Origin of the sequence: Psychrobacter immobilis, from assembly GCF_904846175.1 — a bacterium.
Lineage (GTDB): Bacteria > Pseudomonadota > Gammaproteobacteria > Pseudomonadales > Moraxellaceae > Psychrobacter > Psychrobacter immobilis_E.
Genome location: NZ_CAJGZM010000001.1, coordinates 570,574 through 596,895 on the forward strand (window position 1 = coordinate 570,574; position 26,322 = coordinate 596,895).

Annotated in this window: 18 protein-coding genes; 8 read left to right on the forward strand and 10 right to left on the reverse strand. The window is 42.3% G+C overall.

Translation table 11 applies throughout. The features are described 5' to 3' along the window. Positions 1–130: 130 nt before the first annotated feature. The 4 genes from JMW39_RS02300 (at position 131) to JMW39_RS02315 (ending at position 5,897) form a co-directional block, all read left to right on the forward strand. Positions 131–2,689: an esterase/lipase family protein gene (locus JMW39_RS02300; protein ID WP_201543395.1), complete on the forward strand. Its 2,559-nt coding sequence runs from the start codon at positions 131–133 to the stop codon at positions 2,687–2,689. Positions 2,690–3,178: 489 nt separating this feature from the next. Continuing rightward, positions 3,179–4,672 (forward strand): cytochrome ubiquinol oxidase subunit I, encoded by a 1,494-nt coding sequence (locus JMW39_RS02305; RefSeq protein WP_201543397.1) that lies wholly within the window; start codon positions 3,179–3,181, stop codon positions 4,670–4,672. Beyond that, positions 4,672–5,688: a cytochrome d ubiquinol oxidase subunit II gene (cydB, locus tag JMW39_RS02310; protein WP_201543399.1), complete on the forward strand. Its 1,017-nt coding sequence runs from the start codon at positions 4,672–4,674 to the stop codon at positions 5,686–5,688. Before JMW39_RS02305 ends, cydB begins: the two co-directional genes overlap by 1 nt. 92 nt (positions 5,689–5,780) lie before the next feature. Then, positions 5,781–5,897: a DUF2474 domain-containing protein gene (locus JMW39_RS02315; RefSeq protein ID WP_201543401.1), complete on the forward strand. Its 117-nt coding sequence runs from the start codon at positions 5,781–5,783 to the stop codon at positions 5,895–5,897. 127 nt (positions 5,898–6,024) lie between these two features. On the opposite strand, the gene murU is transcribed toward JMW39_RS02315, so the two are convergent. Continuing rightward, positions 6,025–6,753, reverse strand: coding sequence for an N-acetylmuramate alpha-1-phosphate uridylyltransferase MurU (gene murU / locus JMW39_RS02320; protein ID WP_201543403.1), 729 nt, complete (start codon positions 6,751–6,753; stop codon positions 6,025–6,027). A 109-nt stretch (positions 6,754–6,862) separates the two neighbouring features. Beyond that, positions 6,863–7,963 (reverse strand): aminoglycoside phosphotransferase family protein, encoded by a 1,101-nt coding sequence (locus JMW39_RS02325; protein WP_227679141.1) that lies wholly within the window; start codon positions 7,961–7,963, stop codon positions 6,863–6,865. Between the two features lie 427 nt (positions 7,964–8,390). On the opposite strand from JMW39_RS02325, the gene JMW39_RS02330 reads away from it, so the two are divergent. Both JMW39_RS02330 and JMW39_RS02335 read left to right on the forward strand, forming a co-directional pair. Continuing rightward, complete coding sequence (locus JMW39_RS02330; RefSeq protein WP_201543407.1) at positions 8,391–11,426, forward strand: LPS-assembly protein LptD; 3,036 nt, start codon at positions 8,391–8,393, stop codon at positions 11,424–11,426. A 196-nt stretch (positions 11,427–11,622) separates the two neighbouring features. Next, the gene (locus tag JMW39_RS02335) at positions 11,623–13,032 is read left to right on the forward strand and encodes a peptidylprolyl isomerase (protein WP_201543409.1); all 1,410 of its coding nucleotides are present in this window, start codon (positions 11,623–11,625) and stop codon (positions 13,030–13,032) included. Between the two features lie 513 nt (positions 13,033–13,545). Here JMW39_RS02335 and JMW39_RS02340 read toward each other — a convergent pair. Continuing rightward, a complete protein-coding gene (locus JMW39_RS02340; protein ID WP_201543411.1) occupies positions 13,546–14,664 on the reverse strand; it encodes an endonuclease/exonuclease/phosphatase family protein in 1,119 nt (372 codons plus the stop codon). 659 nt (positions 14,665–15,323) lie between these two features. Between JMW39_RS02340 and asd the strand changes: the two genes are divergently transcribed. Then, complete coding sequence (gene asd, locus JMW39_RS02345) at positions 15,324–16,457, forward strand: aspartate-semialdehyde dehydrogenase (protein ID WP_201543413.1); 1,134 nt, start codon at positions 15,324–15,326, stop codon at positions 16,455–16,457. 79 nt (positions 16,458–16,536) lie between these two features. Here asd and JMW39_RS02350 read toward each other — a convergent pair whose 3' ends face one another. After that, positions 16,537–17,274 carry an SOUL family heme-binding protein gene (locus JMW39_RS02350; protein ID WP_201543415.1) on the reverse strand — a complete coding sequence of 246 codons (738 nt, stop codon included), beginning with the start codon at positions 17,272–17,274 and terminating at the stop codon, positions 16,537–16,539. A gap of 282 nt (positions 17,275–17,556) precedes the next feature. On the opposite strand from JMW39_RS02350, the gene tgt reads away from it, so the two are divergent. Next, positions 17,557–18,708: a tRNA guanosine(34) transglycosylase Tgt gene (gene tgt / locus JMW39_RS02355; RefSeq protein WP_201543417.1), complete on the forward strand. Its 1,152-nt coding sequence runs from the start codon at positions 17,557–17,559 to the stop codon at positions 18,706–18,708. A gap of 144 nt (positions 18,709–18,852) precedes the next feature. Here tgt and JMW39_RS02360 read toward each other — a convergent pair whose 3' ends face one another. The 6 genes from JMW39_RS02360 to bamA form a co-directional block, all read right to left on the reverse strand. Then, positions 18,853–18,984, reverse strand: a complete 132-nt coding sequence (locus JMW39_RS02360) for a methionine/alanine import family NSS transporter small subunit (protein ID WP_201543419.1) — start codon at positions 18,982–18,984, stop codon at positions 18,853–18,855. 52 nt (positions 18,985–19,036) lie between these two features. Then, positions 19,037–20,554: a sodium-dependent transporter gene (locus tag JMW39_RS02365; RefSeq protein ID WP_201543421.1), complete on the reverse strand. Its 1,518-nt coding sequence runs from the start codon at positions 20,552–20,554 to the stop codon at positions 19,037–19,039. Between the two features lie 294 nt (positions 20,555–20,848). Further along, on the reverse strand, positions 20,849–21,628 hold the full coding sequence (gene lpxA, locus JMW39_RS02370) for an acyl-ACP--UDP-N-acetylglucosamine O-acyltransferase (RefSeq protein WP_201543423.1): 780 nt from the start codon (positions 21,626–21,628) through the stop codon (positions 20,849–20,851). 232 nt (positions 21,629–21,860) lie between these two features. Next, on the reverse strand, positions 21,861–22,370 hold the full coding sequence (gene fabZ, locus JMW39_RS02375; RefSeq protein WP_227679142.1) for a 3-hydroxyacyl-ACP dehydratase FabZ: 510 nt from the start codon (positions 22,368–22,370) through the stop codon (positions 21,861–21,863). Between the two features lie 123 nt (positions 22,371–22,493). Further along, positions 22,494–23,510 (reverse strand): UDP-3-O-(3-hydroxymyristoyl)glucosamine N-acyltransferase, encoded by a 1,017-nt coding sequence (gene lpxD / locus JMW39_RS02380; RefSeq protein WP_201543537.1) that lies wholly within the window; start codon positions 23,508–23,510, stop codon positions 22,494–22,496. A 154-nt stretch (positions 23,511–23,664) separates the two neighbouring features. Further along, a complete protein-coding gene (gene bamA / locus JMW39_RS02385) occupies positions 23,665–26,091 on the reverse strand; it encodes an outer membrane protein assembly factor BamA (RefSeq protein WP_201543425.1) in 2,427 nt (808 codons plus the stop codon). Positions 26,092–26,322: the final 231 nt, after the last annotated feature.

The window sequence follows — 26,322 nt, forward strand, 5'->3', positions numbered from 1 at the left end:
ATTAAATATCTTCTTAATTAAATATAATAGTCTCCTAACAAAAGTTGCGCTACACTTCTATGGACAGATAAATGTGTCATTTATTCTGTCTTTGTTGTGCTTTCCTGACTATTATTCACTGGAATTACCTATGATTTTTGCTGACCCTGCCAATAATATCGCGGCACCAAGCCATAAAAATAAAAGACCTATTTCTCTATTGGCAGTGGTCGCAGCAATGGCGATATTGCCTGCCTGTAGTACTGTTTCTGTCAATAAACAGGCATCAGCAAAAACCATTGCTGCTCAGCGCGGTAATATCGTCACCGATAAAAAACTCAGTAGCGATACCGCCTCGACTTTGTTGTCAGCAGGGCTTAATCAGCAAGCTTGTATGCAACAGTTTGATCTATGCTTAACGCAGCTGACGGACAGTATGCTGAATGAGCACTACCGTCCAGCATTGGCGGCTTTTGCTGAATTACACTACGCCAAAGCGCGCCAGCTTGGCGAATCTAAAGACTGCCGCAATGCCCTTGCGCGCCCGCCACTTGACCCTTATTATGCCAACGCGCCTTTAAGTGACGATGATGCCACAGCGCAGCAGAAAAGAACCGATAGCTGCTTAGTTGGTTATCAAGGGCGTTTATTTGATGCTATTAAATACAGTTACACTTACTTATTTTATGACAGTTTAGAACATGACTTTGAAGGCGCGGATAAAGAAAAATCTCGCTCACAGGCGCAAAGTCGTATCCCAAGTGAGATGGATATCCAAACCCAAGATATCTATAACGCGGCCAGCAACGATGTGATTACCCAGCTTTATCAGTCGGCTGACGGCAGCGGTAAAATGATGGGTGATACCAAGGTAGAATACTTACCAACGTTGGCGAGTACTCGTGATAGCAGCGAGCAAGCAGCGATTGCTAATAGTACACCGATAAATGGTAAACCCACCGATCAAATCAAAGTCATGAAAATGCAAATAGATAACTATAATCTCAATGTATATTTGCCCAACGAAAACAACTATCTCAAAAATGCCAATCAACAAACCGCTGCCTTAACAGATTTGGTCTCAACCTACGAGCTGCGCCTTTCTGGACTAAACTCCATCAGTAAACGCCCAGGTTTGGGGATTAGTTTAGTCGCCTCATTAGATGACCGTTATACCACTACCATTCGCCAATTATTGGTCTCCTCGCTATCAGGCAGGCTCAGTCAAGAAGCCAGCCCTCAAAAAGCCCGTAATCGTACTATAGAAGAAGAATCAAAGGATGGTTTAGCAAAGGACAGCTTAGACAGTGATGATGCCAGTACGCGCATTTATCCGACTGGACATTTACTGATGACCGGCTTGATTAAGCCTGCTGGTGATAGCGTGCTCGATACCTTGACCAGCAAGCAGCTCGATATCCATTTATATAATCCTTACCGCAGTGAGAGCGCCAATATCTTAGGCGATGACTATCCGCTTGCCGCCAACTTCTCGGCGGGATATGGCTTATGGCTGGCAGAAAACCAGCTCGATGGCGTTGGTTACCTAAATTTAATTACCCGCCAAAAAGAAGCCAGTTTACCAAAACTCTTTATGTTAGAGCCTTATGACCCAGATAAGCGTGTCATCATTATGCTACATGGCTTAGCGTCTAGCCCAGCAACTTGGGTTAATCTGACCAACGATATTTTTAATGATGATAAGTTGCGCAATAACTATCAAGTCTGGCAGATTTTTTATCCAACCAACTTGCCTATCTTAGAAAACCGCTATCAAATCCAAAAGCTCATCAATGCGACCTATGAGCAAACAGATCCAACAGGGCAAAATATTGCCAGTAAAAACAGCGTTATTATCAGCCACAGTATGGGCGGTATCATTGCGCGTATGATGCTTTCTGATGAAAACTTGGTCGATGATTTAGACAGACTGGATGACCAAGACGTATTGTCAATGAATGAGAAGCGCCAAATACGTGACGCGGTAAAAGAATCATTTGGCCAACAGCAACTACGCGAGCGTTTCGAGCTAAAAACCTTACCGCAAGTCGATACCGCGGTGTTTTTATCGTCACCTTTTCGCGGCACCGATTATGCCGACCGTTGGTTTACCCGTGCGTTACGCCGCATAGTTTACTTGCCCGTCGGTTTGGTCAAGACGGTCACCGATAACTTGGCAACGCTTGCTATTCAAGGTGACTTAGCCCAAAACCCACTCGGCGCGTTATATTTACAAAATGGTGCCAGTCAATTAAGTGATAAATCCTCCTTTATTCAATTGACCAAAGACATCAGTATCAATGAGCGCATCACCTATCATTCAATCATCGCCAATAACGACCCGGATATCACCAAAGGCTTGGCAGAAATGCAACCCGCCGGAGTAAAGCTCGATTTATCAGCAGAAATAGCGGAGGAAGACGGGCGTTCAGATGACGTTATCGAGGGTAATAGTGCCAATAATACCAATGAGCTCTTAACGGATAGCGATGAGTTGCCAGGTCAGCCGCTTGTCGCCGCAGTGACGGTCGACGGTCAGATTGGACAAGCATTAACCGAGCAGCTCTCGGACGGTATCGTGCCCTATACCAGTGCTCACCTTGAAGGAGCAGCATCAGAGACCGTGATTAATGGTGGTCATAGTATTCAAGAAAATCCGCAAACTATTTTGACCCTCCGTCGTATTTTGCATCAGCAGTTAAAAAATTAGCTCAAATATTTTTTGTAAGTAATGTTTTTATAGTGCGCACCAAACAACTATTATTAAAAAATGTTTTTTTAGATTACTCTTATGTGTCTATTGATAACCTTACTTAAACAATGGCTATTAATTGAAATTACATTAAATAATATTGTTAATAAATTATGACTAATAGGTGTGTATTAAGAAGCTCACCTAACTTGCGTGTACGCATGGTCAGGCGCATAATACTTGAACAGTAAATAATATTAACACTGTCATAGGATAGATAATTTATAGTTTATAAGGATATAAACTGTTTAATCTAACTAAAGGGTAGCGATCGAACTATCTTAAGCGATCAAACTATCTTAGTTAAAATATTATCTAAACGACAATAATGCTAAATAACACTTAGCCATTGTCCGTATCGTCCTGATTGATGGACCACTACGGACAGTTACTTCAGCGTATCATGGAAGCTAGCGCTATTCAGCTAACAGATAAGGGTAACCGTTTATGTTCGCTACATTTATGATCAGTCAGCTTGATGCGCTGATGCTCGCGCGAATTCAATTTGCTTTTGTTATCTCATGGCATATTGTCTTTCCAGCTTTTTCTATCGGTCTTGCCAGCTTTCTAACGGTTTTAGAGTTTCGCTGGTTAAAGACCGGCGAGCCTATTTATGCAGAAGTTTATAAACACTGGGTGAAAATATTTGCCGTGGTGTTTGGGATGGGTGTGGTATCGGGCGTGGTGATGTCCTACCAATTCGGTACCAACTGGGCAGTATTCTCTGATAAAGCTGGTAATGTTCTAGGCCCTTTACTTGCCTACGAAGTATTGACCGCCTTCTTCTTAGAAGCGTCATTTTTAGGTATCATGCTGTTTGGTTGGGGTCGCGTGAGCAAACGCATGCACCTTGCCGCGACAGCGATTGTTGCTATCGGTACGCTGATATCGGGTTTTTGGATTTTGGCGGCCAACAGCTTCATGCAGACGCCACAAGGTTTTATGGTTGGTGCCGATGGTCTGCTCTATCCGACCAATTGGTTAGAAATCATTTTTAACCCCTCATTCCCTTACCGTTATGCGCACATGATGACCGCAGCTTTCTTGACGACTGCTTTTGTTATCGGTGGTATCGGTGCGTATTATTTGCAATCCAAAAAACATGTTGAACATCGTAAGCATGGTCGTGTCATGCTCGGTATGGCAATGGTCATGGCCATCTTTGTGGCGCCAGCACAAATATTTATTGGTGATATGCATGGTCTAAATACGTTAGAACATCAACCCGCTAAAGTCGCAGCGATGGAAGGTCTGTGGGAAAACGAGCGCGGTGCGCCGCTTGTGTTATTCGGTATTCCCGATCAAAAAGCAGAAAAAAACCACTATGAAATTAAAATCCCTTATGTCTCGGGCTTAATTTTAACCCACTCATTAGACGGCGAAGTTAAAGGACTTAAAAACTGGGCGCCAGAAGATCGGCCCTACGTTCCTATCGTTTTTTGGTCATTCCGCATTATGGTTGCTATTGGTACGTTGATGGTATTTGTCGGTCTATTTAGTCTCTATAAATACTTTAAAAAACAACAATTCGATGGTGACAGCAAATGGTTCCATCGGGCTTGGATGTTTATGACACCAATGGGTTTTATTGCGCTACTTGCTGGTTGGTTCGTGACTGAAACTGGACGCCAGCCATGGACTGTTTATGGTGTCATTCGTACTGCTGAAAGTATGTCACCCGTTGCTGCCCAACAAGTTGCTACGACGCTGATTGGCTTTATTGTCCTATATGTCTTTGTGTTTGGCGCGGGTAGCTTTTACATCCTACGCTTGATTGCTAAAGGTCCACAGCCGTACGAAAATCCTGCTGATGATAACTTCTATGAGCATTCTATCACTGAAGGTCAAGGTCGCACGTTAAGTGGTGATAGTAACGCCAGTGAGAAAGTAGAAGATTTTGATAAACCTGCCGATGACGTCGATGATGGAGGGTTACGCTAATGTTTAATTTTGGTGATGTATTAGATTTACCCCTCATCTGGGGCGGCTTAATTGCTCTATCTGTCTTTATTTATGTCTTGCTTGATGGCTTTGATTTGGGCTGCGGTATTTTATTTCCGTTTGCTGGCTCCGATAAAAACCGTAGCCGCATGATGAATTCTATTGCCCCTTTTTGGGACGGCAATGAAACTTGGTTAGTGTTGGGCGGTGGTGGCTTGTTTGCCGCCTTCCCCGTGGCTTATGGCATCATTATGACTGGGCTCTATCTGCCAGTGACCTTTATGCTGTTCGGTCTCATCATGCGCGGCGTGGCGTTTGAATTTCGCTTTAAAGCGACTTCGCATCGTTATGTATGGGATTACTTCTTTTTTATCGGCTCTGTCGTTGCCACCTTCTTCCAAGGAATCATGCTCGGTGCTTTAGTCCAAGGATTAGAGGCCAGCAATCGCCTATATACTGGTGGTCCTTTTGATTGGTTCACGCCGTTCTCTATCGCTTGTGGTATCGCGCTCATCATTGGCTATGCGCTACTCGGTTCGACGTGGTTGATTATTAAGACGGAACATACCCTGCAAGTATGGGCACGTAAAGTCTCTGGTTGGATGCTAAGTGCTTTAGTAGTGGCGATGATCGGCGTCACGATGTTTATGTACTTCTCAGATATCAAAGCGCTTGAAGGTTGGTTCAGCTTCCCAGGTCTGCTCTATCTTGCACCGATGCCAATTATCGTCGTGCTGTTATTCTTCTTGATGCGTAAAGATTTGACTGGCGAGCGTGAATATCGTCCATTCTTATTGACTGTCGCGCTATTCTTGATGGGTTATATCGGGGTTTGCTTTGCAATATTCCCATATATCGTACCGTATCAAATGACAATTTATGAAGCGGCGGCAGCGGATACTTCGCTATCCTTTATGCTCATTGGTGCTGGTATTATGCTGCCAATTATCTTGAGTTATACCGCGTTTGCCTATTACACGTTTAAAGGTAAAACCGACCACGAGCACATGTATTAAGAATAAATAGTGATTAATAGCTCACAGCTGCCGTAAGTCATTATGGTAGCTAAGCCTAACCAGCTGATTTAAACGCTAACTAGGAGTTGAATATGAAAAATCTCACTAAAAAACAATCGCAATGGGCATGGTTCATTGGCTTATATCTGGCAGGTTTTTTGACTATTTTTATCATTGCACAGTTAATTAAACTGGCAATGGGCGTTTAAAACGTATCCTTTTACCTACATTTCTATATCCATAAAAAAGCAGCGCTGAATATTTAATACTCAGCGCTGCTTTTTTATTTGTTTTAATTGTCACTATCATAAAGATTGTGACTATGATAAAGACAGCTTATGCGCCGCAATGGTTATCGACGCCGTGACTTTCTATATAATCATTGACTTGCGTTAGGCGCTCGGGTGTACCAACATCTATCCAATTGTCTTTAATCACTTCAGCGCTAATTTGGAACTTTAGCATTGCCTGTTTTAGTAGTGGCGCAAGTGGCGCGGGCTGCCCTGATACTAAGCCATCGACCAGTCTAGGTGAGATGACACTGATACCGGCAAAGGTATATTTATCGGCATCAGCAATAGGCTGTTCGCTTGCCAGTCCATTATTGATAGCAAAATCTCCACCATTATTATGCTCAGGATTGTCAATTAATAATAAATGAGCCAGCTGGTCAGGACCCAACTTATAGTCCTGCAACTGAGCAAAATCATAGGTCGTCCAAACATCAGAGTTGACTAAGATAAAGGGCGCATCTTGCAGCTTGCCTGTTTGTAGCGCACTAAAAATCCCGCCAGCCGTTTCAAGCGGCTCATCGTCTTCTACTGACCAATGCAGCGTGACGCCATATTGGCCACCATCGCCCAATGTCTGCATCAGCTTATCCGCAAGCCATGACGCATTGATAGTAATATCAGTAATGCCAGCAGCTTGTAGCGCTTTGATATGCCAGACAATCAGTGGTTGCCCGCCGACTTCAACCAAAGGCTTTGGCGTTTCAAGCGTTAGCGGACGCAGGCGTGTACCCTTGCCAGCTGCCAAAATCATTGCTTGCGTTATTACTGACATACACGCTCCTTATCGTTGGCTGTATTACTGCCTATTTTTAATTTTTGACCGTTTTAGACTAAGTAAAAGCAGCTGATATTCTTAACCACTTTTAATTTAATATTGGGGTTTAAATGTATTGTTGCACAAATTTACTTTGATAAGCAGGCAAGATAACCTCTCGCAACCATTCGTTAAAAGGCTTAACTGCTTGCTTCATATCCGGATTACCGTATTCTGCAAGCCATTCTAGCTCAAAAATCAGGTCACGCATGACTTTTGGAATATTGGCTAGATAGCGATTTTTGCCATCACGTTCAAATAAACGAATAAAAATACCCAACACTTTTAGATGCCGTTGTACGCCCATGACATTCACATCATTTTCAAACTGAGCCGCATTATCAGCGGTCAAAAGCCCTGCATGTTTTTGCAATTGCCAACAATCCTGTACCCAGCTCGTCACTTGGCTCTCTGGCCATTCTACATAGGCGTCTCGTACTAACGATACCAAATCATAGGTATACGAGCCCACTACCGCATCTTGAAAATCAATGACGCCTAAGCGCGTATGATCTGCTTGGTCTTGCATGAGATTACGACTGTGATAATCACGATGCACAATGACCTGCGGCTGCGACAAAATTTCAGCTATTAAGGCAGATTTGAGGTTTTCCCATAGCGTCTGTTCAAGCTCTACGCCAATATAAGGGATAAACCATTCGCTAAACAAATCCATCTCACGGTTCAACAGCGCCGCGTCATAATCTGGTAATTGATAGTCGGCTTTTGCAGTTGCCACTGGTACCGCTTGTAGTGCCACCAAAGTACGCATCGCCAATTGATAATAATCGTTAATCTGAGTAGGCGGCGCATCTACCAACAGATGAGCAAACTCTACCGCTCCAAAATCTTGTAATACCAAAAAGCCTTTTGCTATATCTTGGGCAATTAGCGTCGGGACATTGATTGCTGGTGACATCAGCTTTGCCACATTAATAAACTGCTGCAACGCCTCTTGTTCATCAGCAGAATCCATGACAATATAGCGCGCGCTTTCTACACCATCATCATCTAATAGCTGGATACGGTGATATTGGCGTGCGCTGGCGTCACCGGGCAGACTATCAAGAATAAATGGTTGATTAGCAAATACTTCTTGCAGCCATTGTTCTAACTGCTGCTGTCGAGTAGCGGGTACGCTAGGTTCTAACATGGTTTTATCGGTCATAAGAAACATCGCAGGTTAAATATCAGTCGTAAACGACTAAAGTAGTGATAAGTGAGGCAAATAGTTGTTAAAATAGGGAGCGCTTGGCTTACCTTAACAATCGGCTCTAAGAAAATTAATCAATGTATATTTATAAATCTGCTTAAAGTAAGTCTGTATATATAAGCTACTAGCTATAACTTACTATCTGGGCTAGCTATTAACTAAGCTCGGCCAGTTTATTGAGCTATATTATAAATTTTGCTAAATAGTGTAGCTGATTTGGTTTTTTTTGACTATGATTAGTCGTCATTATATATAAAACGTTCTGATTTTCGAGATTATCATATAAATTACTGGTTTATTAGCCGCTAAATATCGCTAAAATACCCAAAGTGATTTAATGATCGCAATCCAATAGGCTCTACAATCATACATAGGTGTGCCCTTGTTATATTCTCCGCTTTACCAAAGCATCCGTTTGATTTTATTTGGCGCCTTAAGCTTATCTAGCTTGACTGTCAGCGCCGCTATTAATAGTAATGATGCACAGATAAATACGCAGACCACTGAGCCGTCAGCGGTTAACAGTGCTAGCGCCTATGAGCCAAAAGTAGCGGCTGACGTCAATAACGATCTCAATGACAACATTAATAGTGTCAATCAAGACATCAGTTATCAAAAGGTACAAAGGCAAAATTCTGGCTTTGATAATGCTTTAGATAGTAACACTATCGATATCACGGAAATTAATGACAGTATTGATGCAACTGATAATAATCAAAATAATGCCGCTGCGCCAGTAAATAGTGCTGCTACAGCTGAAACTAAAGCCGATAACCGCCAGGTTAACGACAGTGATGAAAGTATTCAAGAAAGTCTCAGACGCTTGGCAGAATTTTATGAATTAACGCCTGAAACTGATCCTGCAACGTTAAATAATAATAGCAATGCTAATGTAGCAGATAACAACCAAAATGATATTCAAAATACGTTTACCGCGCGAACCATTCCGGCGGTAGGCAACGACTTAAAGCTGCTGCCAAATAGCGTCGATAGTGCCCAACGCTGCGAAGGTCAATGGGTTTACCCAAAGAAAAATCCCAATTATCAGCGAGCAGTCAATGAAACCGGTGCAAGCAACGGTCAGCCAGCACCCAATCTAAATGGCATTCCCAACAATCAAGCACCGCTGTTTGCAGAATCTGACTATGGCTACTATGATAATGTCGATTATGCTGAGCTATCAGGTAATGTGATTGTTGATCAAGGTACGCAGCATATCGAAGCGGACAAAATTATTATAGACTTGAATAACAATGTAGCAGCCGCGCAAGGTAAAGTGATGTTTACCGATCAAGCTACGGGGAATGGCAATCAATCTTCTATTCCATCCCAAGCTGGCAATGCTCAAAACAGCAGACCTTACAACAACAATATTCAAAATAATAATGCGAGCCTCACTGACAAAGCCTCAAAAGGTGGACTTATCGGTGTCGCAGACAGTTTAAATTATAATACTGAGACTGGGCAATCAACCGCTAGCGATGTCGCTTTTGCCAGCGTAGAATTACAAGCACATGGCTATGCCAAGCGCCTAAATCGACCTAATGAGACACAGTACGAGCTCGACGAGGTAATGTTTAGCACCTGCCCGCCTACCAATCGTAAATGGCAGTTTGATGCCAAAAGTATCGACTTAGATACGGAAACGGGTCGCGGTGAAGCTTATAATACGACTTTTCGTATTGCCGATGTGCCGGTATTCTATTTACCCTATTTTAACTTTCCTATAGACGATCGGCGCAGTAGTGGGTTTTTATTACCTAATGCTAGTATCAGTAGTGAAAGCGGTCTTGAAGTTGATGTACCTTATTACTTTAATTTAGCACCCAACTATGATGCAACCCTTAATACCCACGTCTATACCAACCGTAACCCGATGCTCTCAGGTGAGTTTCGCTATTTGACTGAAGATTATGGCGAAGGTATTTTTAACGGCTCATATCTGCCTAATGATAAAAAGTATGACGGTGAAGATCGCAGCAGCTTATTTTATGATCATTATTGGGCATCTAAAAGCATTCCGCGTCTAAGTGGCGATGCAAAATACAGCTACGTATCTGATGCGGACTATCTCAACGACTTTGATACTTTAGGTTTGTCAGACAACACCTTAAACCTACCACGCCGTGCGCGAGTAAATTATTATAATGACTATGTCAATGGTGAGCTAAAGGTAGAAACTTTCCAAACGCTGGATGCCATTACCAATAGTGGGCAACCCTTACAGGATAAAGATAAGCCTTACTCGCGTCTGCCGCAGCTCACACTGGACTATCGTCTGCCATGGGCAAAAAGCTTTGATATCACAGGGGTAAGTGATACCGCTTATTTTAAAAAGTCTATCGATGATGGTTCTGAAAATGAAAAAAGTGGTACGCGAATTTATAATAAGCTCAGCGCCGTTTACCCTATGGAAAAATCTTGGGGTTATATCAAGCCAAAACTCAGCTTACAGCATCTGTATACCTCTTATGATGAAGACAGTTTAGCAGACAACGACCTAAATAAGGACGATGGTAGCCAATCGGTATTTGTACCGCAAGCCAGTATTGACGCGGGTCTGCATTTTTATCAAGCAGGCTCACCTTTTGGCGCGTTTGATGATACTTTGGGTGGTTATCGATTACTCAGTCCGCGCTTAAAATACACCTACTCGCCGTATAAAGATCAAAATGAGATTCCTAACTTTAATACCCGTATTGCCTCTATCAATTACGAGCAACTGTTTTCTGATAGTTGGTTTTTAGGACATGACCGTTTGCAAGATTTGCATGCTTTTACACCGGGTATTAATTATCGTTACATCGACGCAACGGGTGTGACACGTTTTGATGGTAGTATCGCAGAGCAGTTTTATATCGACGATGGGCGTGTGACCCTTGATGACGAAAAACCTGTATTAACTTCATCGTCTTCAGGAATGGTATGGGATACGAGTACTCAGCCTTATAACAATGTCTGGATCGATATGAGCGGTGCGCTTACTAATAACTATGATTTAAACTACATCACTACTGAGCTACGTTATCAGCCATCTGATAACAGCTTATTTAACGTCGGTTTTGTGAAGCGTATGCGTGATGAAAACACTGACCAATTACCTTTGTCAGCGTTTACCGCCTCAGCGGTTTTCCCGATCAATAATAACTGGCGCGTATTGGCGCAAGGTCAGTATGATTATAATCGTGATAAGATGCTCGATTCGTTAGTTGGTGTCGATTATGAGGATTGTTGTTTCGGTTTTGCCGTTTATGGTCGCCGTTACTATAATGACTTAAATATCAAAGACAAACCGACGCAAGCGATTATGGCAGAAATCAGACTTAATGGTCTTGGTAGCGGTAGCAGCCGTTTAACGCGCTTACTTTCTGACAAAGTGTTAGGATTTGAGCCCGTTCAAAGCGCCTGGAAGGATTAATAAAGTGTCGTTTATACGATTATATTCACGTATGATTGATGACGTTATTTATAGAGTAGTATTTGTGCTATAACAGCATATAACAGTGTTTGTACCCTATTTATTATAGACAACCTTAGCCGCTACTTTAATTAAGAGTATCGTCAATAGGCTTAACCGATTACCATCCGATGCAATGACATTGATGAGGAGCATCATGAGATTTTTTTCTTTACGTCAAACCAGCCGAGCTGTATTAGTTGCTATGAGTGTGACTGGTGCTATTGCCCTAAGCCTTAGTGCGCAAGCAGCGACCGTTAAGCCTGCAAAAGCGCAAGCCTCTCAAGCAAATGTCGCAGCTGGACAAAATAGCGTGAATCGTTTGACGCCTGCCAATAGTACAGACGGCATCATTGCATTGGTCAATGAAAATGCGATCTTAAAAAGTGATTTAATCGCTGCTATTGCGCAAACCCAAGCACGTGCGCAAGCGGCTGGCGAACCGATTGCCAATTCAGCCCAGCTGCAGTCTGAAGTATTAAACGCCCTTATCTTGCGCGAATTACAGTTAACCATGGTCAAACGTGTTGGATTAAATCCTGATGAAGCAGCCATCAATCAACGCTTGGCTCAAATTGCCCAAGCGGAAGGACTAAATAGCATTAGTGAACTGCAGCAACGTTTGGACGCTGCAAAACCAGGTAGCTATGCTACTCTGCGCGCGCAATTGATTGAAGATGCGGCTATCCAAGCTTTGCAACAACGCCAAATATCTAGCCGCGTGCGCATTAGTGAGCAAGATATCGATGCCTTTTTGGCCTCTCCTGAAGCTAAGCGTTTAAGTCAAAGCGAATATCAAACCGTTCATGTCCGTATCCCCTATATGGATGATTACAGCCGCTTGTCAGAAGCTCAGCGTAATGAGGCACTAAAAGTCGCGCAGCGTCTACGTACACGATTACAAGCACCAAATGTTGATGTAATAGAAGCTATCGCAGCAAGTCAAGGCAGCTATCCCATTCAGTTGCAAGGTGGCGACATGGGTTTCCATAAAGCAGCAGCTTTACCGACTGAACTGGCAAGCGAAATCACCAAGCTTGAGGTCGGCGCAGTGAGCGCGCCACTCATAACCCCTGAAGGCATTGATATTATTAAACTGGCTGATAAAAAATCCAGTGATACCATGCTAGTACCGCAGTGGCATACGCGTCATATCTTAGTCAAAGTCGATGAGTTGCAAACAGATGCGCTTGCTGAACAAAAAATCAATGACCTCTATGCCCAATTACGTAGTGGCGCTGATTTTGCTGGTTTAGCATCGACTTATTCAGATGATTCCGGCTCAGCAGGACGCGGTGGCGATTTGGATTGGGTTGGTGAAGAGCAAATGATTGGTCCGTTTGAAGCGATGATGAAAAATACCGCGGTCGGCGATTATTCTGCACCATTCAAAACGCAATTTGGTTGGCATATCTTAAAAGTTGAAGGTAAGCGTCAACAAGATGTCAGCGATGAGTACCGTCGTAATATGGCACGCCAAGCGCTATATCAGCGTCTTGCCCCACAAGCCAAAGAAGACTGGCTACAAGAACTACGCGCCGGCGCTTACATTCAGGTACTTGGTTAGTTAGTATTAAGTTAACCAAATATTAGTTAAAGTATTTTATAAAGAAGGGTATATGCCAATGCATATGCCTTTTTTTAATCTGGATCATTTGTTAAAAGTACGATTGTTTATGAGATAAGTTCTACCTTGGAGTTTTAATCCGTTAACGCCTCTATTAACAGTTGCAAAAAGCTTTAAATATATATAGAAATCACAAACAAAGAAAAGCCCCGAACCTAGGGCGATGGGTTCAGGGCTATGGCGTTTCATATTGTTGTTATTATCTCTTCCGTGTTGACTCATCCTAAGTCATAAACAGTAACTTATAAGACAGCGGGCTGACCTGTGCTTTTATGGCTACTGTCTCAACACTGCATCCTTGCGTATCCTTGTGTTGATGATTGTATTCTAGGCCAATTTATGCGAGACGACTAGAGGCTAAAGACCTTATTTGACGTAAGCATTTGCTTACGTCGCAAGTGCTTTTTATCAGCATTTTATCTAGATACTACAACCTTCTTAGCAATCGCTCTTCTATTCTGCTTCTGCGTGCTCTTTTGATACTTTGCAGCCTTCTTTCTTGCCGGCTTCAATGGTGTTTTTTGCCTCTTTGACATCCTCTGCTTTTTCGGTGGGCGCATTGTCTTCTTGTTTACTCGCCTGCTCTGGCTCATATTGTAGGGTCGTCATTACCGGAAAGTGATCAGAGCCAATAGACGGCATGCGCTTGATATCGACCACCGTAAAACAAGCACTGTGAAAAATATGGTCTAGAGCCCAGCGTAAAAATGGGTACTTAACGTGAAAGGTATTGATAAAATGCCGTCCGATACGTGGGTCTAGCAAGCCTGAGATACGCTGAAAACGACGGGTGGTTTTTGACCAAGCAACATCGTTTAAATCACCCGCCAATATAGCGGTTTGGTTATTCTCTTTAATATGTTTTCCAACCATCAGTAGCTCGGCATCGCGAGTCGTAGATTTATCCGCTTCTGTCGGACTTGGTGGCATCGGATGTAAGCAGTATAACCAAATTATTTGTCCGCTTTGCAAGCGCATCTGTGTATGAATAGAGGGTATGTCATCTATAATCAAATACTTTACTTCAGGATTTATCAGCTCAAGCTTGGAATACAGGTGCATCCCGTATAGATTGTCTAATGGCACTTTTACCGTATACGGATAATCTGCTTCAATTTGATTGAGCGCTGTTTCCCATTTCTCATCCGTCTCTAAAGTAATTAAGATATCAGGCTGTTTATCTTTGACCAACTCAATCAGTTTTTGGGTTTCATCATTCGGCGTCAATACATTTGAAACCATGATTTTTAACTGACAGTCCTGAACTTCCGGCTTATCAACGGCGTTTTTTACTTCTTTTTTCCACAGTTTGGTATAGGGCAATACCATACGCAGCTGAAAGGCTAAAGTAATGCTCAAAACGATAAATAGCAGCCACTGCCCCAGTTGCCATTCTGTGCCAAATACCAGCATACCAACCCATGCAATGATACCCAATATCATAATTTGAATACGTGGAAACTCAACACCGCGCACCCACCAATGATCAAGTGGTAACCAGCCCCAAATGGTGACAAATGCGATTAGTCCCGCCAACCACTGTGCGCCATAATATAATAGGGAGAAATCCATAATATGTATCGACCGTTTATTAAATGAATGGCTAAGCCAATGATGGTATTGATTAATTGTTTTTACTAGGGCGCGTCCTCATTTTAAAAATGGTGATAAAAATGAGATAAATTGCAGCCAAACAAGGAAAATAGTGCAGTTAATATCGGGATATTACCCAGCTATTTGACGAAGTTTGGCAAAATTTAGCCATTTTTAGACCATTTAGATGTCTATCGATTGAATTGAGGACAAGCCCGAACTGATATTAAATTTATTTAATGTCTTTGCTATCCAAATTGTCGATATTTAAACTTTTAATATCAACGTTAATAGCCGCTGCTTACTTTAGCATTTCATGACAGCAGCGCCTACTATTGAAGATAAATTACGTTATAGTCACTATAAAAAGTTACAATCTAAACCTCTCGTTAGAATATGAACCTATTAATAGAGCACCCTTTTACTAAGTAACTATTTCCATAAGTAGTCAGCTGCAGATTGGATAGCAAATCTGACTGGCATCGTTAACCAATCCATCACTCAATGTTATAATGAACATAGCGATAAGTGTATGAAAAACCCTGAAAGTTCTCTAAAAAACCTTGCTTTTTAGGGCTATTCACGGCATTGTTATCGGTTGACGATGCAACAATTTATTGTAAAAAGGATTAAGTTTCATGAGTAATTTAACAGTAGGCTTGGTAGGCTGGCGCGGTATGGTCGGGTCAGTATTAATAGAGCGTATGCGTGAAGAAAAAGACTTTGACGGTATGACACCGGTGTTTTTTTCAACCAGTAACGCGGGCGGCGACGCACCAAGCTTTGATGGTATCAAGACCAGCCAACTAAAAGATGCTCATGATATTGAAGCACTTGCTGCTTGTGATGTGATTATTACCTGCCAAGGTGGCGATTACACCTCAAAGGTTCATCAACCACTCCGTGATAGCGGTTGGACTGGCTACTGGATTGATGCGGCAAGCACCTTACGCATGGAAGACGACAGCATCATCATTCTTGATCCTGTTAACCGCAGCGTCATCGATAGTGCGCTTGCAAATGGTAAAAAAGACTTTATCGGCGGTAACTGCACCGTGTCACTGATGCTAATGGCTATCGGTGAGCTGTTTAATAAAGGCTGGGTCGAATGGGTCAGCGCCATGACGTATCAAGCAGCAAGTGGCTCTGGTGCGAACAACATGCGCGAGTTAATCGAAGGCATGGGCGTACTCCATGATGCTGTCAAAGATGAGCTTGCCAATCCTGCCAGCGCCATCCTTGAGATTGATAAGAAAATCGCTCAGACTCAGCGCTCAGACGATTTCCCTAAACAATACTTTGGCGTACCATTAGCGGGTAGCTTGATTCCTTATATCGATGCGCAATTAGAAAATAAACAGTCTCGTGAAGAATGGAAAGGTGGCGTTGAAACCAATAAAATCCTTGGCAACTCTGAAACAGATAAGATTGCTATCGACGGCATGTGTGTTCGCGTTGGGGCGATGCGTTGTCATGCACAAGGCTTAACAATTAAGCTTAAAAAAGACATTCCATTAGAAGAAATTGAAGCGGCATTGAAGAATAGCGGTAATGAATGGCTAGACGTGGTGGAAGACGATAAAGAAGCCACTATGAACCGTTTGACGCCCGTAGCCGTGACTGGTACTTTGACGGTTGCATTAGGACGCCTGCGTAAGCTTAATATGGGACCTGAATACCTCGGCGCGTTCACTGTCGGCGACCAGCTGTTATGGGGCGCAGCAGAGCCATTACGTCGTATGTTAAATATCATCCGTGAGCAAAACCGCTAAATTAATGGGCTTAATCTTAAATTAGAGAAAGACAGCGCTTGCTGTCTTTTTTTATGGAAAAATTTTCGTTAATAATGGGTTATTTTGCTTGATAAGCGATCATTACTTCATTGCGGCGCATAAAAGGTAATGTCCAAGGGGGATTATAACGTGCCAGTTCTGGTGTGCCTATTATGTTTAATTTTTGCATTTGCATCCAAGACTGCAATTCTGCTGTTTTTGCAGCTACCTTTTCAGCACCAGCTAGCCCTGAGAATTTGATAACACCATAAGTCTGCGGCGGCACTTCGATAATTGTGATGTCTGGATTATTTGGCTTCGGTAACGTTTGCATACTATATTGGCTTGGCATAGTAAATTGTACGCGCCATTTACCATCGTTTTGTTGCTGGTGCTCTTGTTTAATAGACACTGGTGCTGTCATAGCAATTTTTTGCGACCCTCCATTTTTCTTGGTTGCAGATTGCTTTGCTTCAAATTGCATGGCTACGGGCGCTGTCGTGCTAATTTTACTACTCTCGCCACTCGGCGCAGTATTATTACCGAATATATAATCCGCTAATATCTTAAATCCTGCACGACTAGCCGCATCTTGGTCACCAGACACCCAAGTTTGCGCCACCAGCTGACTCTCATAGCGACGTAACTCAAAGTCTTCGGTCTGTTTTAGTACAGTATATTTCGGCTCTTCGGTTGCCATAGCTACTCCTGATAGTAATAACGCACTGGTTAATAATACGCCACTTAATAGCGTTCTATTCAATACCGTTCCATTCAAAAGCGAATGTTTCGATGATAGGTAGCTTGCTTTGCTCATACTTTCTCTCCGCTGTGCAAAAATAGCGTTCAATACTCTTAAATTTGCAGCAGTTATTCATTTACTGTAGCAATTACTGGGCAAAGTTGTCTGTGTATTTTAGTTATATTCCTCTAATAGAAAATACTAATTTTTAACCCTATGATTTATATGCTGAGGCTATTTTTATAATTGCTTTTCCTATCTATGCAGATTATCTGACGCATAAATATCGTAGTCCCCAAAAACGCCCGATAATGCTATAATTGGCGTTATTTTCTTAGCTTAAATAGCGGTTAACTTATGCAATTTGTCTTACATAAAACGGCCAGCGGCATTACGCGTGCGCGCCGTGGTACGGTTCATCTCAATCATGGTGACGTGCAAACGCCAGCCTTTATGCCAGTGGGTACTTACGGTACCGTTAAAGGTATGCTACCTCGTGATATCGAAGCGATTGGCGCGGATATTATCTTGGGCAATACTTTTCATTTATGGTTACGTCCGGGTACGGATATTATTGATAAATTTGGTGGCCTGCATAAATTTATGCATTGGGATAAGCCAATCTTGACTGATTCGGGCGGATTCCAAGTATTTAGTCTGGGTGCAATGCGTAAAATTACCGAAGAAGGCGTAACTTTTAAATCGCCTATCGATGGTGCCAAAGTCTTTTTATCACCAGAAAAATCGATGCAGATTCAGTATAGCTTGAATTCAGACATCGTCATGCAATTCGATGAATGTACGCCCTATCCTGCCACTCATGACGGAGCTAAAAAATCATTGGAGTTGTCGCTACGTTGGGGACAGCGCTGCGTCGATGAGCACAAAAAACTTGGTAGTACCAATGCGTTATTTGGTATCATCCAAGGCAGTATGTATGCCGATTTGCGTAAGCAATCACTTGAAGGCCTGCTCGAGATTGGCTTTGATGGTTATGCGATCGGTGGTCTGTCTGTTGGCGAGCCAAAGGAAGAGATGATAGAGGTTCTAGATTACATCGCCAATGATATGCCAGCTGATAAACCGCGCTATCTGATGGGTGTTGGTAAGCCTGAGGACCTCGTTGAGGGCGTACGCCGCGGTGTCGATATGTTCGATTGTGTCATGCCAACTCGCAACGCGCGTAATGGTCATTACTTTGTCACAGGTGATGCCGATAACGCGGGTGTGGTGCGTATACGCAACAGCCAGTACCGTACTGATGAAGGTCCGTTAGACCCTGAATGTGATTGCTATACTTGTCAGAACTTTAGCCGCGCTTATTTATCGCATTTGAATAAATGTAAAGAGATGCTGGGCGCACAGTTAGCGACGATTCATAATCTGCGTTACTATCAACGTTTGATGCAAGGTATTAGAGATGCTATCGAAGCGGATAAATTTGATGAGTTCGTCAATGAGTTTTATGCCAAGCGTGGACAAACAGTGCCTGAATTAAATTTGCGTTAATTGCTTTGAATAGATTCTGACTTAATAATAAACCTGTTATTAAAATATTTTAAGTACAAAAATGCCAGTCGGCTTAAACTGACTGGCATTTTCTTTTATAACTCTTAAAAACTTTAACGCTTATAATATTCTATGCTTAAAGATTTAAAAGTTATCATCTGGTACTTGACTCATTGGCACATCTGGATTGTTTCTTAGATGTATGATGGAAGCAATCAAACCGCCCCATATAAGTACCATTGAGATAATCATAAAAATAATAGCTGAAGTGCTCATAATAAATTCCTATTGAAATGTTAATCTACCTGCTAACTATTTAGTTCACTAACTAGCGCGCCTCATCAATGGCACGAGCTTTAGCATCTTCATCATCATGGACACCCTTCATACGACTTAGTATAAATGCACCTAGACCGAAGAATACAACTACACCCCAACCAAATAGTAATAGGATAGTTGAAGAATAACCTTCATAAGGTGTTTTAACCAAATCAATAAACTTAAGACCCAAAGCGATAGTCAGTACCGTTGGTGTAATAACAGTTAGCATGAATATCCAAGCACCGCCTAGTTTGACGCTAGAGATACGATTGCTATGAGCCAATAGACTTGGAATTTTATTACGGTTAAACCAAGTGACCAATACAATTGACATTAAACCACCAGCAACGATACCGATATTATTAGCAAAGTGATCGATGACATCTACTAATACCAATGAGCTACCAGTAGAGAATGCTGAGATAGAGATCACCGCACATACGCCACATATTATAGAAACCGCTTTTTTGCGTGACCAATCAAATTTTTCTTGGAAAGCAGAAATAGGTACTTCTAAAATACTGATGAGAGAGCTAATACCAGCAACGACTAAAGAGCCGAAGAATAAGAAACCAACGATATCGCCACTCGATCCCATAGTAGAAATGATTTTAGGAAAGACGAAGAACGCAAGTCCAACACCGCCGCTAGCAACTTCAGAGACATCTTGACCTGTTGATACTGCCATAAAGCCAATAGCAGCAAAGATACCAATACCTGCAATAAGCTCAAACGATGAGTTCGCAAAACCAACGACTAAGCCTGCGCCTGTTAGGTTTGTATTCTTTTTAAGGTATGAGGCATAGGTGACCATAATACCGAAACCTACTGATAGCGAGAAAAAGATATGTCCATAAGCTGCTAACCAGACGTTAGGATCTTTCATTTTCACCCAGTTTGGCTCAAAAAAGGCATTGAGGCCGACGATAGCACCCGGTAAATTAACTGCTTTGTATACCATAATGCCAAACAATACCAGCAACAATGGCAAACAAATTTTATTGGCAAGTTCCACACCTTTACGGATGCCACCAAACATAATTAATATAGATACTGCCCAAACGATGACCAAACCTATGAACATCTGTGGTACAAATACCGAGGTTAAATCTCCTGTATGTCTTACAAAGTCGCTGACAAAAAAGTTCGTGGTGTCTTCACCCCACTTTTGCCCGAACGAGAAAAACATATAACTGCCAGCCCAAACAATAACAGCTGCGTAATAAATAGCAATCACGAAAGATACTAGCGTCTGCCACCACCCTACAAACTGTCCAGATGGTGAGAATTTTTTATAAGCACGAGGCGCCGCCGTACGATATTTATGTCCTATAATATAATCTAAAAATAATAGTGGGATACCTGCTGTTAATAAAGCAATCAGATAAGGCACCATAAATGCCCCACCACCATTATCATAAGCCACATAAGGAAAACGCCATATGTTACCTAAGCCTACCGCCGATCCAATAGCGGCTATGATAAATCCAGTTCTACCAGACCAATTTTCCCTTTGCTGTGCCATGTAACACTCCTAAAATTTATCAATCATCTCTTCGATTATTTTCAGTATTTATTTTAAATGAATTGGAATAATCAAAAAGATCACAAATCAGCTGTGAGTTAAAATAAGTTGCTGTAACCTTACTACAGGCAATAAGTCAGTTTCTGCTAAGCAACTAAAAAAGTCAAGTAATCATAAATATAAAAAGCCATAACTATTAGTTATGGCTTTTTATATTTATGATTAGTATTTATAACATTTAGTTTTTATAATAAAAAACGTTTAAAATGTATTATCTATCTATTAAAACAGGATTTAGCGCACAACCCCACGACGACTTTTCTGTAGAGAATCAATAAGCAAAGCGATTTTAGGTTCTTGTGGCAACAGCTCTTCCTTCAATATCTCTAGCGCTTGAGGCGTCGTTAAACCCGAGCGATAGACAGTACGATACGCTTGACGCAGTACATCGATGGTTTCTTTAGACCAGTCTTTACGGCGCATACCTTCGACATTTAAACCATGCGCTTTTGCAGGATTACCAGATACCATGGTAAAAGCAGCCACATCCTTTAGGATAAGACTGGCGCCCCCTACCAAACTGTAATCATCAACGGTACAAAACTGATGAATACCTGAGTTACCACCGATAATTGTATGATTACCGATGGTTACATGTCCTGCAATACCGACATTATTGGCCAACACATTATGGTCTCCAATTAAGCAATCATGAGCAATATGGGTATTGACCATCAAAAGGTTGTGACTGCCAATTTTAGTCAAGCCGCCGTCTTGTTCGGTACCACGGTGCAAGCTACACGCTTCGCGAATGGTATTATGATCACCAATCTCAAGCCAAGTGCGCTCACCAGCGTACTTTAAATCTTGCGGGTCTTCACCGATGCTGGCAAACTGATAAAACTGATTGTACGCACCGATACGCGTCAGTCTTGCCACTACTATATGCCGATGCAAAACAGTATGTGCGCCAATGGAAACTTCGTCACCGACAATACAATAAGGGCCGATAATTGCAGTTTTATCAATCTTAGCAGACGGTGAGATGAGTGCTGTTGGATGGATCTGACTCATAATAAGGGCCTTTGTATCATCTGATGCGAGTAAATGGTAAAACCAATACGGCCAGTTTAGCCTTAGGAATTATCCTAATACCAGCTCTGTGTAAAAATGCGATTGTGCCTAACAAACCGGTTCTGTCTAAAATACAGATATAATTGTCATCATATTTATTGACGACAAGTTTTAGCTGCTTTTACCAATTAGCTAATCTTACCAACTTGTCCGCACAATTCGTCAGTGTATTCTATTGTTCCTGACGGGCAATCATAATTTGAGCACTAGCAGCAAGCTCATCTTCTACATGGACGGTACAATCAAATTTATAAATACCCTGCTTTTGCATCACCGTTTTGGCACGGATAATCAGCTGATCACCAGGAATAACTTGACGCTTAAAACGCACCTTATCCACTCCGGCAAACAGATACAGATAACCATCCTCTGCCGTCAATCCTGCGCTAATAAAACCAAGAACCCCCGACACCTGAGCCATTGACTCAACCATCAATACGCCTGGCATAATCGGCTGATCAGGAAAATGGCCATTAAAAAACTCTTCATTAATGGTCACATTTTTGATAGCAGTAATACATTCGCCAGGTGTACAAGATATCACCTTATCTACTAGCAGAAAAGGATAACGATGCGGCAGATAATGCTTCAGGGTATGATAGGTTAATGGCAGTGCTAAGCCTTGTTCAGCCAAGCTTTTAATATCTTCATCACTAGGTCTATCAATATCAGTCGTGCTCATAATGGCGCTTCCTTGCTATATCCTAAGCTTTGCTTTTTTAAGCATTGCTGTGTTTTTAAACTCTATAAATAATTGAATATCGTATTAATTAAGCACTTATTGTCAGGTATTAATATCGCTGTACTAGTCACGCCCAAGCTGGCGAAAACGTACCGCCGCACGGCGCCAATTGGCAGTTGGCATGGCGGCTGTTCCAGAAGAGTACGAGCCCGACTTTGTAATGGATTTGGTCACCATAGTCATGCCAGACAATGTTACATCATCGGTAATGTCAATATGACCGGTAATGCCAACAGCGCCACCGATAATGCAGCGTTTGCCAATAGTGGTACTACCTGCAATGCCAGTTTGCGCCGCAATGGCAGTACCGTCACCGATACGGACGTTATGGGCAACTTGTACAAGATTGTCAATAATAACATGATTGCCAATCACCGTATCGTCTATAGCGCCGCGATCAATACAGGTTTGGCTACCTATTCTTACATGGTCACCTATCACGACGCGTCCAAGCTGAGCGATACGCTCCCAACCTGTGATACTAGGATTGCTCGTAGGCGCAAAACCAAAACCTTCAGCCCCTATGCTAACCCCAGCGTGCAATCTAACATGATTACCAAGCACACAATCATGCCCGATTACCACTTGCGATTTGATCACACAATCGGTACCAATATTGCTATTCGCTTCGATGACCACATTTGCATCAAGTACACTACGTTCACCAATTTGTACCTTTTCACCAATGACACAAAAAGGTCCAATAGTCACCCCATTACCAATTACAGCGCTTTCGGCTATTACAGCGCTTGGATGAATACCACTCATCAAGGACTGATAAGCAAAAAGCTGACTGGCGCTAGCATAAGCCAAATAAGGCGCAGAAACGACTAATGCGATAGTATTTTGACCAACTTTGTCCTGATGTTCTGTAGTGGTCAGCACAGCCCCTGCCTGACTATTAGCCAGACTAGGAATATAATGCGGATTGGCTAAAAAACTTAATTGCTGCGGATTGGCAGTGGTTAAATTACCAATACCGTCTAAATGTAGACATAATTGCGCAGCGCTAAGTTCAGCCTTGTTAAGAACAGGCTGACGCTGCTCAATCCGAGTGATGAGTTGCTCAATCGTTATCATAATTGTTATTAGTATATTGCTATAAGTGTCAGTATGAATAAGATGGTCGCCAAGTTGAGATATCATCTTGGCGACCGCTAAAATTTAAATGACTTTTAATTTACTTATTTATATAAACCAAAGCAATTAAATGATTATACAGGGATTGGTTAGACTAAAAAGTGTTACCAATTTGGAACTGAACTTTTTCAGTCTCATCGCCTTCTTTATCACCGATAGGCACCGCGTAACTGAGTGAAATTGGACCAATTGGCGTATACCAAGTGACACCTAAACCAGCACTAAAACGCATCTTATTATCTTGGGTTAATAATGGTACACCGGTATCTTTTCCAGTAGCCGGATCGATAAAGGTACGATCTTCTTTATCGGTCGTATCAAATACCTGACCACCCTCAGCAAATATTACTGGACGTACTTGATCTGCCCAATCGCCTTTGAATGGCATTGGTAAAATCAGTTCGGTACCGAAGCTAACGAGCGCGTTACCCCCAATCTCTTCTGGTTTCAATGATCCTGGCTTATCACTAACCGCATCATAATAGCTTTGCGATTTAGGTCCTAGCGTTGACGCTTCATAGCCACGTACTGAACCATAACCACCGGCATAGAAGTTTTCATAAAACGGCAAATCATTACCATAACCAAGCTTAGTATAACCGCGCGCCACCCAATCTTTATAGATAGGTTGATAAATATTGCCACGATAAACCAGTTTCTGATAACTGGCATCACCAAGACCAATGGTTGCATCGACCGTATGGCTCATGCCTTTATTTGGAAATACTGGGCGATCTAACGTGCTGTAATCCCAGCCAAATAGTAAGTTATAGCTTTGATATTCATTTTTAAAGCCGGTACGACCAGAGAATTCGTTGTCATCATTATTATATTTCTCAAACGTACCGCCATCGTCAATAATTTGCTGGACGTTTGAGACACCAAGGCGGCTACCACCACGTACGGTCGTATTATCAATATTCACACCCGCACTGACGCGTTTGGTTTCATCAACAGGGTAACTATAGTTCAGGGTAGCACCATAAGCATCGGTGACATAGTTACTTACGTTTCTGTCATCGTACTTGGTTTCACGATAATAAGCGCTGACACCTTGTGACACGCCATTCTCTGTAAAGTACGGGTCAGTATAACCTAAGCTATAAGAATCGCGCGTCTCAGAACGTGATAGTGCTGCTTTCACACGGTTACCAGTACCCATAAAGTTATTTTGGGTCAAGTCTAACTGGAACGTTACACCGCCGCTTTGTGAGTAACCGGCAGCAATGGTTGAGCTACCAGAAGGCTGCTCTTCAACCACATAATTCACATCGACTTGGTCTGGCTGATTAGGTACTGGTTTGACATCGACATTAACGCCTTTAAAGAAACCGGTTCGCATCAAACGTGTACGTGACAACTGAATTTTATCACTAGAGGCAAGTGTGCCCTCTAACTGACGCATTTCACGGCGCAATACTTCATCTTGAGTTTTTATGTTACCCGTAAAGTTGATACGGCGAACATAGATAGGACGCGCAGGATCAATATAATAATCGACATCGACCACTTTGGTTTCATCATTAATACGCGGAACCGGTCTGATTTGCGCTAAATAATAGCCTTCATTGCCATAACGGCTCTTAAGAGCGGCCGTTGTCGCATCAAGTTTGGCTTGTGAATATTTTTCATTGGGCGCAAACGTGACCAGCTCTTTTAGCTCATTGTTATCAAAGGTTGGCTTACCTAAGAAGTTCACGTCACCAAACTGATATTGTTCACCTTCACTCAAGCTGACTTCGATAAACACACTGCTTTTATCTTCGCTGATATTAAGGACGGCATTGTCTACTGAAAAACGCACATAACCATCGTTTTGATAAAGCGCTTTAAGGTTTTCTAAGCTGGCTGCCAATTTCTCTTTGGCATAGCGATCAGACTTAGACAACAGACGTGTCCATGAAGACTCTTTTACTGCAAAGACGTCCTTAATCTGCTCATCACTAAAGTGCTTATTACCAATGATATTGATATCGACTACTTTAGCAGGCTTACCTTCAATAAAGCGCACATCCAGTTTTACGCGATTGCCATCTAGCAGCGTTTGGTCGACTTCAATATTGCTATTGTAATAACCTTGACTGATATATTGCTGTTGTAGCTCGTTGGCAACACCTTGCAAGGTAGCTTGCTTAAGTACATCGCCGACAGATAAGCCCGCGTTACCAAGCCCTTGCTCAAGCCCTTCTTTTGGGATGAGTTTATTCCCTTCAAAGTTTACTTCAGCGATGATAGGACGCTCGACAACATCAAAACGTAGCTTGCCACCTTCGACACGGCTTTGAATATCGGCGAAGTTTTCAGTCGCATATAGCGCCTTAATACTGGCAGCCAAACTACTATCATTAACCGTCTCACCCACCGTAATCGGTAAAACTGGATAGAGACTATCAGGAGTTAGGCGTTGTAGACCATTGAAACCGATGTCAGTGACCACAAATTCTGCAGCCTGAACCGGCATACTCATCATTGCTACAACTAACGGCAACCCAGCCGCGCTCATAAATAAAGGCGTACGCATAAACACTATCCGTCAATAAAAAACTTGCTTAAGTTAAGGTAAAAAGCACATCTTGTCCAGCCTATTTCGCACACAATCATTTATGCACTCATGGCAGACTCAGGACACTTTATATAAAACGCATCATAAAATAAACTAAAAAATGAAATTAGTATAGTAGCGATATTAGAAAATAAACGCCGTATTGCTCTCATTGTTTGCTCTAGAGAAGCACACAAGCATTAATCTATC

Coding starts and splice junctions, on each gene's coding strand:
- JMW39_RS02300 (WP_201543395.1), top strand. CDS start 131: ATGATTTTTGCTGACCCTGCCAATAATATCGCGGCACCAAGCCATAAA.
- JMW39_RS02305 (WP_201543397.1), top strand. CDS start 3,179: ATGTTCGCTACATTTATGATCAGTCAGCTTGATGCGCTGATGCTCGCG.
- cydB (WP_201543399.1), top strand. CDS start 4,672: ATGTTTAATTTTGGTGATGTATTAGATTTACCCCTCATCTGGGGCGGC.
- JMW39_RS02315 (WP_201543401.1), top strand. CDS start 5,781: ATGAAAAATCTCACTAAAAAACAATCGCAATGGGCATGGTTCATTGGC.
- murU (WP_201543403.1), bottom strand. CDS start 6,753: ATGTCAGTAATAACGCAAGCAATGATTTTGGCAGCTGGCAAGGGTACA.
- JMW39_RS02325 (WP_227679141.1), bottom strand. CDS start 7,963: ATGACCGATAAAACCATGTTAGAACCTAGCGTACCCGCTACTCGACAG.
- JMW39_RS02335 (WP_201543409.1), top strand. CDS start 11,623: ATGAGATTTTTTTCTTTACGTCAAACCAGCCGAGCTGTATTAGTTGCT.
- JMW39_RS02340 (WP_201543411.1), bottom strand. CDS start 14,664: ATGGATTTCTCCCTATTATATTATGGCGCACAGTGGTTGGCGGGACTA.
- asd (WP_201543413.1), top strand. CDS start 15,324: ATGAGTAATTTAACAGTAGGCTTGGTAGGCTGGCGCGGTATGGTCGGG.
- JMW39_RS02350 (WP_201543415.1), bottom strand. CDS start 17,274: ATGAGCAAAGCAAGCTACCTATCATCGAAACATTCGCTTTTGAATGGA.
- tgt (WP_201543417.1), top strand. CDS start 17,557: ATGCAATTTGTCTTACATAAAACGGCCAGCGGCATTACGCGTGCGCGC.
- JMW39_RS02360 (WP_201543419.1), bottom strand. CDS start 18,984: ATGAGCACTTCAGCTATTATTTTTATGATTATCTCAATGGTACTTATA.
- JMW39_RS02365 (WP_201543421.1), bottom strand. CDS start 20,554: ATGGCACAGCAAAGGGAAAATTGGTCTGGTAGAACTGGATTTATCATA.
- lpxA (WP_201543423.1), bottom strand. CDS start 21,628: ATGAGTCAGATCCATCCAACAGCACTCATCTCACCGTCTGCTAAGATT.
- fabZ (WP_227679142.1), bottom strand. CDS start 22,370: ATGAGCACGACTGATATTGATAGACCTAGTGATGAAGATATTAAAAGC.
- lpxD (WP_201543537.1), bottom strand. CDS start 23,510: ATGATAACGATTGAGCAACTCATCACTCGGATTGAGCAGCGTCAGCCT.
- bamA (WP_201543425.1), bottom strand. CDS start 26,091: ATGCGTACGCCTTTATTTATGAGCGCGGCTGGGTTGCCGTTAGTTGTA.